The organism is Mucilaginibacter sp. GW821-FHT07H05, assembly GCF_059418485.1.
Window position 1 is genome coordinate 362,455 of sequence record NZ_JBWKPY010000008.1, and the last position, 14,723, is coordinate 377,177.

General features: G+C 46.1%; 10 protein-coding genes. 2 read left to right on the forward strand and 8 right to left on the reverse strand.

Features of this window, described 5'->3' with window-relative positions; all coding sequences use genetic code 11:
* The first annotated feature begins 6 nt into the window (after positions 1 to 6).
* Positions 7 to 1,785 (forward strand): glycoside hydrolase family 2 protein, encoded by a 1,779-nt coding sequence (locus AC07M6_RS21805; protein WP_494893137.1) that lies wholly within the window; start codon positions 7 to 9, stop codon positions 1,783 to 1,785.
* A gap of 284 nt (positions 1,786 to 2,069) precedes the next feature.
* Here the strand turns inward: AC07M6_RS21805 and mobC are convergent, their stop codons facing one another.
* The 4 genes from mobC to AC07M6_RS21825 form a co-directional block, all read right to left on the reverse strand.
* Positions 2,070 to 4,052 (reverse strand): conjugal transfer protein MobC, encoded by a 1,983-nt coding sequence (gene mobC, locus AC07M6_RS21810; RefSeq protein WP_494893138.1) that lies wholly within the window; start codon positions 4,050 to 4,052, stop codon positions 2,070 to 2,072.
* Between the two features lie 124 nt (positions 4,053 to 4,176).
* Positions 4,177 to 5,460, reverse strand: coding sequence for a relaxase/mobilization nuclease domain-containing protein (locus AC07M6_RS21815; protein WP_494893185.1), 1,284 nt, complete (start codon positions 5,458 to 5,460; stop codon positions 4,177 to 4,179).
* On the reverse strand, positions 5,460 to 5,849 hold the full coding sequence (locus AC07M6_RS21820; RefSeq protein ID WP_494893140.1) for a plasmid mobilization protein: 390 nt from the start codon (positions 5,847 to 5,849) through the stop codon (positions 5,460 to 5,462). Before AC07M6_RS21820 ends, AC07M6_RS21815 begins: the two co-directional genes overlap by 1 nt.
* A gap of 186 nt (positions 5,850 to 6,035) precedes the next feature.
* The gene (locus AC07M6_RS21825) at positions 6,036 to 6,971 is read right to left on the reverse strand and encodes a DUF8464 domain-containing protein (RefSeq protein ID WP_494893141.1); all 936 of its coding nucleotides are present in this window, start codon (positions 6,969 to 6,971) and stop codon (positions 6,036 to 6,038) included.
* A 142-nt stretch (positions 6,972 to 7,113) separates the two neighbouring features.
* On the opposite strand from AC07M6_RS21825, the gene AC07M6_RS21830 reads away from it, so the two are divergent.
* Positions 7,114 to 7,395: a hypothetical protein gene (locus AC07M6_RS21830; RefSeq protein WP_494893142.1), complete on the forward strand. Its 282-nt coding sequence runs from the start codon at positions 7,114 to 7,116 to the stop codon at positions 7,393 to 7,395.
* Between the two features lie 428 nt (positions 7,396 to 7,823).
* Here AC07M6_RS21830 and AC07M6_RS21835 read toward each other — a convergent pair whose 3' ends face one another.
* The 4 genes from AC07M6_RS21835 to AC07M6_RS21850 are packed head-to-tail and all read right to left on the reverse strand — an operon-like array spanning position 7,824 to position 14,683.
* The gene (locus tag AC07M6_RS21835) at positions 7,824 to 9,278 is read right to left on the reverse strand and encodes a sialate O-acetylesterase (protein ID WP_494893144.1); all 1,455 of its coding nucleotides are present in this window, start codon (positions 9,276 to 9,278) and stop codon (positions 7,824 to 7,826) included.
* 32 nt (positions 9,279 to 9,310) lie between these two features.
* A complete protein-coding gene (locus AC07M6_RS21840; protein WP_494893146.1) occupies positions 9,311 to 10,006 on the reverse strand; it encodes a hypothetical protein in 696 nt (231 codons plus the stop codon).
* Positions 10,007 to 10,010: 4 nt separating this feature from the next.
* Positions 10,011 to 11,546 carry a RagB/SusD family nutrient uptake outer membrane protein gene (locus tag AC07M6_RS21845; protein ID WP_494893148.1) on the reverse strand — a complete coding sequence of 512 codons (1,536 nt, stop codon included), beginning with the start codon at positions 11,544 to 11,546 and terminating at the stop codon, positions 10,011 to 10,013.
* 8 nt (positions 11,547 to 11,554) lie between these two features.
* Positions 11,555 to 14,683: a SusC/RagA family TonB-linked outer membrane protein gene (locus AC07M6_RS21850; protein ID WP_494893150.1), complete on the reverse strand. Its 3,129-nt coding sequence runs from the start codon at positions 14,681 to 14,683 to the stop codon at positions 11,555 to 11,557.
* Between the last annotated feature and the right edge of the window lie 40 nt (positions 14,684 to 14,723).

Consider the following 14,723-nt stretch of genomic DNA (forward strand, 5'->3'; position numbering starts at 1 on the left):
AAGGCTGTGAAGAAAATAACCTTGCTCATCGTTACTGCCTGTCTTGTTCATTATGCTGGCGCTCAATCTCTTTCAAAGGCAAGTCGGAAAATTGAGCCTCTCGATGGAAAATGGCAGGTCATAATCGATTGGTATTCTAATGGAAACGAGGATGACATCGCTATTAACAAGCAGGCGGCTGGGAAAGATGACTTCCTGGAATTCTCTTTCGATAACAGTCAGACGCTTACCGTACCTGGCGACTGGAACTCCCAGCGGAACGAATTGAAATATTATGAAGGTACTGTTTGGTATAAACGTGAGTTTAACTATACCGAAAGCGCAGATAAGCGTACTTACCTGCACTTTGATGGTGTAAGCACCCGTTGTGTGGTTTATCTAAATGGCAAAAAATCAGGTGAGCATGAAGGCAGTTTCACTCCTTTCGAGCTTGATGTCACTACTGATGTCAAATCGGGTAAAAACCTTTTAGTACTTAAAGTGAACAACGAGCGCCGGGAAGATGGCATACCTGCGCGGAAGTTCGACTGGTGGAACTACGGGGGAATTACACGCAGTGTTTATCTTAAAACTATTCCTGATGAGCACATTGACGATTACTTTGTCCAACTCAAAAAAGGTACCCATAATGTCATTTGCGGTTGGGTGCAGTTAAACGGAAAACAACGCAAGGAAGTGACCTTGGAGATAGCCGAAGCCCATATCAAAAAAACACTAACACCAGACAGCACTGGACGCGCATGGATCAGTTTACCGGCTAAACTTAGTTTATGGTCACCGGGAAAACCTAAGCTTTACCGGGTGAAAATGTATACGCAGTCCGACACGGTTACGGACCTTATCGGTTTCCGTTCCATTGAAGTAAAAGGCACTCAGATACTGCTCAATCAAAAACCGGTTTTCCTGCGCGGCATCAGCTTCCATGAGGAAATGCCCCAGCGTGCAGGCCGCGCCTATTCAGAAGCCGACTCCCGCACGCTGCTGACCTGGGCCAAAGAACTCGGTTGTAACTTCGTGCGCCTGGCGCATTATCCCCAAAGCGAGCAAACAGTAAAACTGGCAGAACAAATGGGACTGATGATGTGGGAAGAGATTCCACTTTGGCAGGGCATACAGTTCAGCAACCCTGAGATATTGGCTAAGGCGAATACGATGTTACTTGAAATGATCGAGCGGGATAAGAACCGCTGTGGTATCATCATCTGGAGTATCTCTAACGAAACCACCCCAGGTCCGGACCGCAATGCCACGCTCACCAGAATGGCGAAGGATGCCCGCTCACTCGACCCGACCAGGTTAATATCCTCGGCTTTTGATCATTTCAAATACAACGGGAACGAGATCCTGATCGACGACCCGCTCAGCGAAAGTCTCGATGTGCTGGCAGCGAACAAATACATGGGCTGGTATGCGAAATGGCCCGCTCAACCCGGCAACCTGATTTGGAAAAGCAAGTTCAATAAACCGCTCATCATCTCGGAGTTCGGCGGCGAAGCACTTTACGGGAACCATGGCGCAATGGATACGGCCAGCCTTTGGACCGAAGAATACCAGGAAAAGCTCTACCGGGACAATATCACCATGTTCAACAACATCCCATTTTTAGGCGGGGTATGTCCCTGGATACTGGCTGACTTCCGCAGTCCGTTCCGCATGCAAGCTCAGTTCCAAGAAGGCTGGAACCGGAAAGGACTGTTGTCAGACAAGGGACTAAAAAAGAAAGCCTGGTACGTGATGAAAGAATATTACAGACAAAACTTTAACAGATCAAACCAGCCGAAATGAAAAAGAAGAATTTTTATGGGCAAGCTATTTATTTAAGCAAAAACAATCGTTAAAAATATATTCTTTTAATTAAAACCCTTAATTCCCCACTAAAGAGTTTTTTGTCCGTTACCTTCGATTTAAATCAATATTATTTTTATGGACAATTTAATCAATAGAACATTTAAAGACTTTGAGCGGAATTTACCGAAAAAATTGGCTTTTATGCAAGGTGGGCATAAATATAAAATAAACGAAGATTCACCAGTTTATTATATTATGTCATATTTAAGTGGTAACAAAAATCATCCTTTTTTTATCACTAAATATATCAGCCCCGGATCGCTTAACAAGCGCTCCATTTCTGATTGAATAATATCCTGCACATCCTCTTTCACCTGCAAGTAATTGCGCTGCACTATACCTGCATTGATCGTGCGCACTACCGGCAACTCTTGATAAGCGGCCACCTCTTTTTTAATCGCCTCATGGTCATTAATGATCTCGCAATGAAAGGCCTTCAATTCAATTTTTTCTTCGGGGTTATCGGCCACCAGGCCCACGAATTCGCCTGAACTCAGTGCCGATATCCGCGACGGCGGCACTGCCGCCTCCAGTTGCTTCGAACGGCTGATTGACGTATCCTGGCGATTGATGGATAAACTCTCCCGGTACTGCATAATGCGCCCGATCTTTTCCGAAACGTTTTTAGCCGTATCACCTGACACCTGCCCAACCACCATATTGCCCGTAATATTCATGATCACATCCGCCTGCTCTCGTCCATGATCTTTGCGCAGTTGGCTCGCATCCTGGATACCCAGGCAGGTTGAAACGCGGTTACCACGTGCAGTGGCTATCGTTGGTATGATATCGGTCATGATTGTCGGGAACTCATCCAAGATCAGGCTGGTTTTTAATTTGAAAGGTTGATTGATGATCTTCAATAACCGGTTGCTGAACAGCGATAAAACCGCCCCGTAGATCTGGATCTTTTGCGGATTGTTGCCCATGCAAACAATCTTCGGTGCCGCGGGGTCATTGATATCCAGCGTAAATTCGTTACCGGCCAATACATAGTATAATTGCGGTGAAGCGATCCGCGCCATCGTGATCTTCGCCGATGCGATCTGCCCCTCCAGTTGCTCCACTGCATCCCGCAGATAAGCGCTTACAAAAGGATTGATCAACACATCAATTTCTTCCTCGGTACGCAATACGGTAAACAGTTTATCGTAATCCACCTGCATCAACTCGATCACATGCGGCAGGGTACAGTATTCGCCATCCTTGTATTTACGCAGATACCAGATGATCGCCGTCAAAAAATTGATCGGGCTTTCCACAAAGAAATCACCCTGTTTCTTTACCCACTCGCGATTTAAGCCCAGCAAAATCGTCCGCGCCGATTCCACCGCATCGGTTATATCCAGCATCGAAGAAGGCTCCAGCGGGTTACAGCGGTGGCTGCGGGACAGGTCATCGAAGTTGATACAGTAGAACTTCGGCTCAACCTGATACACCTGCTTGTATTGCAGCCAGGTATTATAGGCGATCACCGACAGATCCGGCATCTTAAAGTCGTAAACGAACATCGCAAAGCCCTTGCGGATATGCTGCGTGATTATATGCCGGATGACGAAGTACGATTTACCCGAACCCGGCGAACCTAAGACCAGCAAACCCCTAAACGGATTGATGATATTGATCCAGCTAGATCGCACCTTAGATTTAAGCTTATACCGTGCCGGCAGGTTCACCGAAAACTCATTTTCGATCAGCCGCTCCTCCTGCGGGAAAGTCTCATTCTCGCTGTTAAAAACATCATCCGCCAGCCGATCCCGGATGATCTTCGACAGCATGGTGCCACCGCTTAGAAAAAGCAAAAAGCCCAAGCCCGTGACACCCATATAGAGTGAAGCGATGATGGTCAGCTTGCCTGGAATGAGCAGCAGAAAATAGCTTAACCAATAAAAGAACAAACCCACCACGCCATACAGCAGCGCCGTCTTAAAATGCTGCTTTTCATCCTTGCGCCCCTTAACACCAATCAGCGCGATAATAAGGAAACCTAAAGCGATCAGCTTTGCTTTATAAAAGTTATTGAGCAACCCCGTTCGCAAGATATTACGCAGCAACCGGTCACCCAAAGGCGCCACCAAATGCCACTCCACAAACGCCCCGTAACATTCCTTGTAAAAATGCATAGCCAGGATCACTATACTGATCAGCCTGGTCATATCCAGGATCTTGCGCATCGCCTGATCGTTCTCTCCAGTCGTTGACATAAAACAGCCCCTCCCAACCCTCCCCGGTAGGGAGGGCTTTTCTAATCACCCTCACTATACCCTCGCAAACTGCCGAAGGCACCCTATCAACCTCTATTTTTTTCCTCACCAGCCCGCATTCAGGCTATTCCGGAGCTATCCGCTGCCGCTTTTTTTTCTTCTTTTTTCGCTTCAGTTGCCAGTCCATCAACTCCGACTGGTATTCCGGCTCCAGCAGCGCTTCGACCAAACCCATACCCGTTGTGTTTTTTTCCTCACCGGCCGCCATTTGTTCCCATTTTGCGCCTTGCCGTTCCGCCTTTGCCACCCTGCTTTGCGCCGCTTTTTCACCCTCGCCGATTTTGTTTTTTCCCTCACCTCTCACCGTTTGTACGCAGCGTTCCAAAATAGCTTTGGCACTGTAGGTTTTACCCAACTCACTACCATTGAATACTGTTTTTTTAATATGATCAACATAAGTAATGCCGTAAACCACCCCATCAGCATTTTGCCGCACTACCATATCGATGCCCGCTTTCTTTAACTCAGCCGCTAAACCTGCTAAATCCATGCGTCCCTTCAACAGCGCGAGGTCAACCGCATTACGGATATTCGCCCGGTGCTCCGGCTTTTTCGCCGCCTCCTTCTCCGTAAATTTCTCCTGCAAATTCTTCAGCGTAGGCTTACCGAAAAAATCACTTGCCCTGATCGGAACACCCACCCGGTTACCCTGCTCGTCCAGGATCCGGTAAACCAAACCGTTGTGCTCCCGGATCCGAGAACCCTCGTTACCCACATCGGCCGTTATATTGTATAAGCCCAACACCGCATTCAACTGCGCCAGCGAACTGAACCTGTAATTTTTAACCACCGAATTCAGCACCCCCGCAATGGCCCTTTTCGTTTCCATTCGCCCGTATTGCGCCCGTTGCACATTCACCGGTTTCAGGTGGCTAACTTCCCGTTCCTCTTGTTTGGTAGCCCTCACCAAACCATAAATCACTTCCAGTTCTTCCCGCGCTTTCTTCGCCTGAACGCTACCTAAATTATGCAGATTGATGGCTTTCCCATCCGGCTTAATATTCGTTGTAATCAGATGGATATGCGGGTGCCCTGCATCGAAATGCTGGTACAATAAATAAGGTTGGCCGCCAAAACCGATCTTCTCTAAAAAGACCTCGCCGATCTCCTTCAAAACACCCTCCGATAAATTCTCCGAAGGATGAAAGTTCAGTGAAAAATGAACACTGTTGACCTTTGTTGTTTGGTTTAATTCCGTTAGCTTTTCAAGCCGCGCCAGCTTCTGATAAAAGTTCAGATCGCTCGCATCCATCGGATAATAACCCGCATCCAAACAACGTGCATGCCCGGTCTTTACTTTCTGCTCGTTATAGTTTAAACAATTGCGCAAACTGCTCGACTGATGCATCACTGTAACCATTGCTCACTAATGGAATTGATCTTTGATTTGATCTCATCGGCCTTTACAAAAAACACATCCTTGTCCCGCATAAACACCTCCACCCAAAGCTGCATTTGCGGCGAATGATCCAGCATATTCAGGCGATGTACCGCCTGGTTAAAATTCACGCCGATGGCTTTCAGCTCCCGTCGCAGCAATACCAATTCGGCCATCAATTCATCCAGCGATTGATTACGTGTATAGACCGTAACCGCCTTGCCGAAAAGCACCCGGCGCACATACTCGCTCAGCTTTTTGACCGTGCTTTTTTTCCAGGCTTTCTCCAATAAATTGTATTCATCACCCGTCAAACGCAAGCCAATAATTCTAACCCTACCCGTTTTCTCCGCTGCCATCACACATCCTTTCACCAATCAAGAACACGTATTCATCAAAAAGCTTTGCCTTTTTCTTACCCGCCCCCGACTTCGGAGGGGGTGGCCAGATTTCAGTTGTTGTTAAACAACTGTACATCTGGCCGATCGCGCACAAGGCGATCTAACCCCCGGACTGGTGAGGGAAAAAGCGTAAAAACCATAAATTCATTGACCGCCCCCAGCCAACCGCAAACCCCGCCCTAACTGCGGTTTCTGAATTTCGCCCTTATTCATCAGCCATTCGTTCAAATCCTTGTGCTGGCTGTAAAAGCCGCTTTCATCCCGGTACTTACTTCCAAGCGATAAAGCATAGTGTGTATAAGCCTTACCCGTTACGTCCCTGTCGAGCCAAAGCCCGACCTGCTTGTGCTGTTCCAAAAAAGGCAGTGCGCGGTCAAACATCCCGGCACCATTCAGCACCACAAAATCAGTCTTACCCGGCTCCTGGTAGGGGTGCAAAGTTTGATAAGAAAGAAAGTCCATAAAGCCCTCAAAAACCTGCACCGAATCTGCTCCAAAACGAAACGTGGTAATATCCTTTGGCGAACTGCTTTGCTTGAAGTTTTTGTTACGGATCTCCCAGCCGCCCATGTTGTTTGGAAAGCCAAGTCCGTAATACTTTCCCCCGCCAATTTCATAGACCACTTCCTTGCAGTAAGCATCCGCTACTGCTATCGGAATAGACCGTTCATGCAGGTAATTTTTGAGCGGATAAGCGTACAGCGGTTTCACAAATCTGATGGCCAAACGGTCCTTTTCACGAGGCCTTTCCTGCTGCAGCCCAGGCTCAAACAAATAGAGCTGGTGAGGGGAAAAAGAAACATTAATTCGTTCCAGCATTTCCGCGATTGAACATTGGTAATATCGCAGTAAAAAGTCGACCGGATTACCACCCGTAGCCAGCCCGAAATCGTACCACTCGTTGTCCATGCGGTCAATATGAAAACTCGCTGTACGCTCGTTACGCAACGGCGACAAATACCACCAATCCGTATCATTTTTCTTCCTTGCCGTCGGCTCGTGGCCCAACATTTCCAAAAGTTGAGTAAGGTCTAATCCCCGTATCTGGGTAAGCGAAAACGTCCCATTTCTAAAATCCATTGCACCAATCCCTTTCACATTCTGAAACCAAAAGTAGGGCAGCCAAATGACATCCACCTATCCTGGCTAAACTTTGAACAGGATCGTTTGGATACAGGTAACTAACTTTACTGCCATTATTAACCATTAAAATGAAATAAATATGGCAACGAATGTGTTGAGTAAGGTCTACGAAACTTTATTATGTAGCCCAGGGATGAATGAAGCGGTGAAGGTCGATGTCAAGGTTAACCGAAAAGTGATCCTGCTGTTAAGCAACGTGATCGAAAACGGCTTAAAAAAAGATGCGGGGCAATCTTCCGAGCTATTGGAACTGATACCGCAGGATGATTTAAACGAACTGAAAGTATTCGGTGAAGAGTGTTTAAAGAAAGCAGGGTTGACGGAGCTCAGTGAAAAAATGAGGTCCCTTGCAACTAAGTAAAAGAAAAGGTCGCCGGCTTTTTCAAAGGATCAATCGTTATTGTTTTGGACAAGCAATTTAAAAGTTGATGATTATTCAATGATGAAAATTTGAGTAAATTAATAATAAATTGGTTCGAGAAACATCCACTGTCTATAGCAAGCGTGGCCTTACGATATCCTAAGGCCACGCTTGTTTTTCAACCAATTTCAATCTGCGTTTAAAGTGAATATAGGCATACTTTGGTTCGAATCTATGCTTCCCCTGGTATACTGTTGTCTCCCTAACATTTCATATAAGTGGATAATACGGTAGGCTTGACCAGATGACCTTGTGTGCTTTGCAGCATCGAGTTGTGTTGGCTTTAGGAAGCCCGCAATTATCCGTCAAGAAGTTAACGTGGTCAAAGTGCCTCGCGTGATCGGGTTGAGTTTACCATTACATGGCAGTTATTTTTTATATTCCCATTTTATGCCATCCGTTCTAAAGGGCACTGCCGGAAGATTTGCGTCATTAAAGAGATTGGAGCGGGCAATTTCAGTCCATGCAAAGCGAACGTTACGAGGTGATTTTATTTCCGGATTTTGAAGCACAATGGTTTGTCCTTTAATTTCGGCCCGCGCCTCAACAAACCTGCCGTCAGCGCTGGATATAGTAAAAAAGCTTGGCGGCTTCCCGTCACTCGTTTTCAAGCCGGTACTATTTTTAAAGTGAAGAATAATTTTATCCCCATCAATTTCCATTTTGGTATAAACAGGACCGCTATAAACAATTTTCTTAAAACCATAATCTTTATTCAAAGCCACCAATGAAAGCCGGCGCCCCACCTCCCATTTGTAAGAAGGATGAATATTGGTGAGATCATCCACCAGATCAGTGATGGTAATCACTTCCGTATTGGGGATCCGGGTAGACTGTATTTGCTGTTCCCAAAACTCGGGAAGGATTTCCCTGGAATACGGCGCGGGTTTTTTTCGCTTGGAATAATAGTAGGGTGCGATCAACACCGAGTAAAACGGGAGCTTATCGTTATTCCATTGACTGCGCCAACTGCCTATCAGTGCTTGCATTTTGTAGGCATAACTCATTTCCGGCTCGTTCGGCATACAATTTGCCTCACCCTGATACCATAAAAAGCCTTTTATCGCAAAAGGAGCAAGTGGCATTATCATGCTCTTGTGATAAGCGCCCGGTATGATGCTATCTGCCAACAGACTTTTTCGGGTGGCCTCCTGCACCATCGGCGGTAAACTTTCATAAGCTGACGGCGGTGTCCAGGATTCAATCCGGCTGCCGCTCCAGGTTGAACAGATGAGCCCGACCGGCACGTTTAATTTTCTTTGAAGATCTCTTGCAAAATAATAACCGACGGCCGATATCTGTTCCATTGCTGCACCTTTACATTCGTTCCAGCCGGTCGTGGTGACGTCCGGTAAACTCAATTTCCGTTCAACTTTAAACAAGCGAATGTTGGGGTTAACGTTACTTAGCTCTAAACCGGCGCTGTCAACGCCGGTTTGAGGGGCCGTTAGACTGCCGATTCGTTTCATATGGTATTCCATATTCGATTGCCCTGAGCAGAGCCAAACTTCTCCTACCAGGATATTGACTAGTTTGAGCACCGTGTTGCCGGCGCTAATCAGCAACTCTTGCGGTTCGTTGCTGGCGTCAAGTTTGTTTAACGTAACTTTCCACGAACCAGCCAGATCCGCCTGCGCAGTGTAAACCTGTTGCGCAAACTTAACTTCAACAACTAGACCGGGTTGGCACCATCCCCAGATCGGAACCGGCTGATTACGCTGTAAAACCATGTTGCTGCCGTTCACGCGAGGCAGTTTGATTTGTGCCCAAAGACTTAAGGGGATCAAAAAAAAGAAAATTAGGAGTACTTTGAATTTAAACATGATCACCACTATCGTTTATATCCTGGCACATCCTATTGCGGTAAAATAGGGGTGACGGGTATGGCTATAACCTGAACAACGCCATTAGTCGCCAGCAGATCGCTCGTTGCAACATTATAAGTGCCATTGATGACTAAAGGGTAATCTGATGATGTGCTCGGGGATGAATTGAGTACTTTCATCCTGATCACCGAATTTGGATTGCTTACAAATGTTCCCGGGATAATAAAGCTTGTCGTATTATTCGTGTAGGTCCCGGCAGGGGCCAATGTTGCGATATCAACGTCGTTGATTGGCAGATTATAATGCGAATATTGCCCCTGCAAAATTAAATATTGCAGATAGGACTTAATGTCGGCAGCCGCGTAGTCGCTCCACTTTTTCCCTGCCACTTTTTTAGCCGTTAAAAATGCAGCCCAGTAGCCGGTCGTCTTGGTTGTCACAGATACGTTCGTGAAAAAAATGAAGGTCCGGTTGGGTTTGGTGTATTCCAATGTATCTATGCCGGAAAATATGATCGCATCATACATTCTCCGAAATATGGTATCTGTCGTACTCCCATAGGCACGTGACTTTAAGTAGGCCCACGCAGTTTTATTTAAATGAGCATCGATTGTATCCGTTGTGCTGCGCTCATAGTTCCTTTGAAGCGGAAATTTATTGCAGCTGCTTAAAACTATGAGGCCGTATAATGCTGTCAATGTGGCGCAGAAAATAAGCTTTTTCATATCGTTAATAGTATGATGGGTTTTGAACTAATAATGGGTTATATTCTAAGTTAGCACGGAGTATCGGCCATAATATTTTATTCTGATCGGCGCCGAAGGAGCCGTTTGTTACCCCAAGTCTTTTGGCTCTGTAGTTGATAATCGGGTCCATGATGGTGTTTACCCGGCCGGTGCGTACCAAATCAAACCAACGTTTACCTTCAGCCATCAATTCATAACGTCGCTCAGCCAAAATCACGTCCTCGAATTTTTCGGTTGTCGATATGGAAGGGTCGTTGGCCAAAAGCGCTGTAAGGCCGGCCCGTACCCTGATATAGTTTAAATAAATGAGCGCGTTAGCTTTGTCTCCGGTGTAATTTAAAGCCTCTGCATACGAAAGATACACATCGGCCAGTCGGTACATCGTTAAATACACATTAAGTGCAGTCGGGTCAGACAGATAGGTGGTTGGTATACCCGTCGCAGGTAAATTATAATATTTATAAACTTTATCCTGATGCCCAACTCCTGTGCCGGTCCCACTGGTGTTAAACAACGTATCGATCGTTTTTAATACGCGGGTATCCGTTTTTGCGGCACGCTTCCAGGTATCGATAAACAACGAGTCCACACGGACGGCATTATTGATTTTCTGAGCGCTGATGGGTATACAGGCACAACCGTCGTTGGCATTATCCCAGTTAATGCTCCAAATGGTTTCAATACTGGATGCCGGCGTAATAAAATTGTTTTTCCAGTTCGCGGTTGTTTCCAGGTTGGCGGCGCCGCCGGTATAGAGCGCGCCGGTCGCGTTTTTTGCATTGAACAGTTTTTTTGTCCAAACGATCGCGTTGGTATAATCGTGCTGCCACATGTATACATCGGCGAGCATGGCGCAAATGGCCGCCTCCCCGATATACCATACCGTATTCGTTTGTCCTTTTTGGATCAGGCTATAAGCTTTGGTGAGGTCGGGGATAATTACATTATTGATGACCTCGTCTTTAGGTGTCCGCGCCTTGGCCGCAGGTACAGTGATATCGGTATACGGTTTAGTCCTGACTACGGCATCTCCCCATATCCTGACAATGTAGAAATAACATTCCGCACGCATCGCATAACATTGTGCCAAACTATTATTTACGACTGTACTGGTTACAGTGTTATCGTATTGCGGTGTTAACGGGACATAAACGATCGCTAAATTAGCCCTGTTGATCGTGCGGTAAAGGCCAGCCCATTCTGCAGAAGTATTCTGCGAGGTGAGTTGATTTAAAGCCAGCTCCTGCATCGTGGTGTTCGGGTAACGGGATACATCAAAGACATCCGAACGTGCGTCGCCCCAAAAATTAAATTTTGACGAGGTGGTTGAAACGCCGTCCCCGGTCATTTCTACCTGAAATGAGTCATAGATGCCCGCAAGCGCCGAGTTGATATCTTTAGCCGATTTAAAATAATTTGTTGAAATAACCCCGGTTAACGGCGTTTCTGTTAAAAATTTTTTACAGCCACACAAAAACAGGAGGCACAATAGGGCAACTTTTAATAAATTCTTTTTCATAATATTAATTATAAAGTAAGGTTAATGCCGAAACCAAATTCCCGCCTCTTAGGATAGCGGCCCAGATCTTCGCCAGGATTGAGAACATTCGTGGAAGTGAACTCCGGATCAAACCAACTGTATTTTGTAAACGTTAATAAGTTGCTGCCATAAACATACATACTCAGCCCGCGCAACTTGATTTTTGCCGCCAATTTCTTATCGAACGCATAATTGAGTCTGGCACTCGATAAGCGGATGAACGAGCCATCTTCCAAATACAAACTATTATAACCGTAACTGATGCTGCCACGGCTATCTTTGCGGGTAGCCAGAGGGTATTTTGAAATATCGCCCTGTTGGCGCCAGGAAGTCAGGATAGCATCCACTGTCGGCGGCGAAGTGCTGGAGTTCGCGCTGTTATTCTGGTAGTTTGCGGTTGTGTTATACACTTTATTCCCGATTTGCCCGTTAAACAGAAAATTCAAACTAAAACCCTTAAAGGTAATCGTGTTGGTTATCCCGAAATAATAATCCGGCAGCCCGTTGCCGACGATCTGTTTATCCTGATCGTCAATTACGCCATCATTATTGACATCCTGCCACATGGTATCGCCCCCCTGTAAAGTGATGCCATTCCTGGATAGTTGCTTGACGGACCCGGTATACGGTTGTCCATTTAAGGTGTAGCCGGAAGCGACAGTGCCGTTATTACTGATCCCTACGGGCGTCAGCAATTGCCCGCTTGCGCTATAAGCATTGGAGACATCGTAAGGGTAAACACCAAGATTTTTCCATAAGTAAAAATCGCCGATTTTACCGCCTTCCCTGATAATCCATTTGTTATTGGAGACAAAGGAAGTATGGTTGGCCAACTCTAAGATTTTGCCCTTTTGAAATGAGATATTGCCTTGTATCGTCCATGAGATGTTTTTGGACTGAACCGGTGTACCGCCTAATGTAAATTCCAGGCCAGTATTTTGGATATTGCCCAAGTTGACCGTGAACGCGGTGGCCCCGGTTTCTGCCGGGAGCGGGGTTGAATACAATAAGCCGGTGGTTGTTTTGATGTAGTATTCGCCTGTAAAGGTCATACGGCCTTTAAAAAAGCTCAGATCTGTTCCCCAGTTTGTTGTCGTGGTTGTTTCCCATTTAATATTGGGGTTGCCCAGCAACTGATTTGCTGAAGCGGTCTGGACGCCGTTATAATAATCTCCAAATACGAACGTGGTATAAGAATTGTAGTCACCGATCTGGTCATTGCCCGTCTGGCCCACGCTGAATCTAAGCTTACCATCATATAGCACGTTCCCGGCCCATTTCATAAATTTTTCGTCTGAAAACCTCCAGCCGACAGAGCCTGAATAAAAATTGCCGTATTGGTTGTCGAGGCCGAACCGGGACGACCCATCGCGGCGAAATGTTCCCTGGAGCAAATACCGGCTTTTATAATTATAGCCCAGTCGTGCAAAGATCGATTGGTCGCTATGCGCAGTGGAAGGGTAGCTGCTGGTGGTCGGTGTGTAAGTAGCTGCAGATGGATTCAAAATAGATTCTGATACATAGTTTTGCAGCCCGATGTTATAAGCGTCATCACGCCTGCTATCCAAACTGGTCCCGAGCATAGCTGTTACCGTATGGTTAGTTGCAAAAACATGGTTATAGTTTGCAAAAACCTGTGTTTCATAATAGAATTGATTTTTTAAAGCATTTTTCCCGGTAGCCAGCCCGGTACCGCCATTCGTGAGCGAAGATGGCGTGAGCTGCACGTTATTTAAATTATCCAGCTGCGCGTTAAAAAGCCCGGTTACCTGTAAATCCTTGTTAAAAAGATAAGTTAACTGCGTACTGTTCTGAGCGGTATAGTTTTTGTCAACATTGGTGGTAAATAAGGCCTGCGCCACTGGATTGCGCTTAGACTCCACATAACCTGCGTATGTTCCGTCCGGACGGTAGATAGAGGTCCAGGGGTTGCGTTCGAAAACCTGCCGCAACGTTTGGCTCAGGGGTACGGTGTTGCCGGTTTGATAAGCGAAACTGACGCTATTGAATATTTTGAACTTTTCGGAGCTCTGATAATTAACGTTTAATTTAGACTGTATTTTTTTAGCGTAACTGTTAATGAGGATGGATTTATCATCGGTGTAGCTAACTCCGCCATAGTAGGTTAAGCCTTTTTGGCCACCGCTGAAATTTAACGAGCCAACCTGCTTGATACCTGTTTTAAATAAAAGATCCTGATAATCGTTGTCGGCATTTAAATAGGTATTGACAGAATCCGTATTTGTGCCGTTAGTTCCATCCCTATAGGCTCGGTAAAATCTAAGCTGACTGGCGGATGCAGTAGCGATTTTATGCGCCAAATTTCCAAAATTAATGTAATAGCTACCATTTACGGTTGACTGTCCTTCTTTGCCGCGCTTGGTGGTCACAAGAATGACCCCATTTGCCCCGCGGGCTCCGTATATAGCCGCCGAGGACGCGTCTTTCAGTACTTCGATAGAGGCAATATCTGCCGGATTTAAAAAATTGGCATTGTCACTGATCACACCATCGATCACATACAATGGCCCCACACCTCCGTTGACACTCGATGCACCCCGGATCTGAACAGTGCCGGTACCGTTCGGGTCGCCATTATCCGTAACCACCAGCGCACCTGCAATTTGCCCCTGTAATGCCTCAACCAGGTTAGTGGGCTGTCGTTCTGTAATCTGTTTGGCCCCGATCGAACTGATCGATCCGGTAAGGTCGCGTTTTCTGATCGTTTCGCCGTAACCCATAACGACGACTTCGTTCAATTCGTTGCTGACTTCCGATAGTATGACATCAAATATTCCGTTAGCAACAGGAACTTCTTTAGTAACGTAACCAACGTAGGTAAAGACCAATACCGCTTTTCCATCAGTGATATTCAGGGTGTATTTACCATTTAAATCAGTTGCGGTACCTTGTTGCGTGCCCTTAACCTTAACCGTAACACCGGGCAGGGTCTGGTTTTTATTATCCTTTACAATACCTGTGATTTTCCTTACCTGTGCTATTAAAGGGAGAGTAAACAGGTTGATCAGTAAGAAAAGCGCCCATATTTTCAAACCCCGCGCCCTGGCGGGCCTAAACAGGGTTTTAAATAAAGTGTGAGTACATCTTTTTTTCATATTCTTGCGTTTAATTTGGTTTAAAAAATAGTTTAAATCG

Bases quoted from the DNA above. Each gene is read 5' to 3' on its own strand.
- AC07M6_RS21835 (WP_494893144.1), bottom strand. From the start codon at position 9,278: ATGTTTAAATTCAAAGTACTCCTAATTTTCTTTTTTTTGATCCCCTTA.
- mobC (WP_494893138.1), bottom strand. From the start codon at position 4,052: ATGTCAACGACTGGAGAGAACGATCAGGCGATGCGCAAGATCCTGGAT.
- AC07M6_RS21840 (WP_494893146.1), bottom strand. From the start codon at position 10,006: ATGAAAAAGCTTATTTTCTGCGCCACATTGACAGCATTATACGGCCTC.
- AC07M6_RS21815 (WP_494893185.1), bottom strand. From the start codon at position 5,460: ATGCATCAGTCGAGCAGTTTGCGCAATTGTTTAAACTATAACGAGCAG.
- AC07M6_RS21830 (WP_494893142.1), top strand. From the start codon at position 7,114: ATGGCAACGAATGTGTTGAGTAAGGTCTACGAAACTTTATTATGTAGC.
- AC07M6_RS21845 (WP_494893148.1), bottom strand. From the start codon at position 11,546: ATGAAAAAGAATTTATTAAAAGTTGCCCTATTGTGCCTCCTGTTTTTG.
- AC07M6_RS21820 (WP_494893140.1), bottom strand. From the start codon at position 5,849: ATGGCAGCGGAGAAAACGGGTAGGGTTAGAATTATTGGCTTGCGTTTG.
- AC07M6_RS21825 (WP_494893141.1), bottom strand. From the start codon at position 6,971: ATGGATTTTAGAAATGGGACGTTTTCGCTTACCCAGATACGGGGATTA.
- AC07M6_RS21850 (WP_494893150.1), bottom strand. From the start codon at position 14,683: ATGAAAAAAAGATGTACTCACACTTTATTTAAAACCCTGTTTAGGCCC.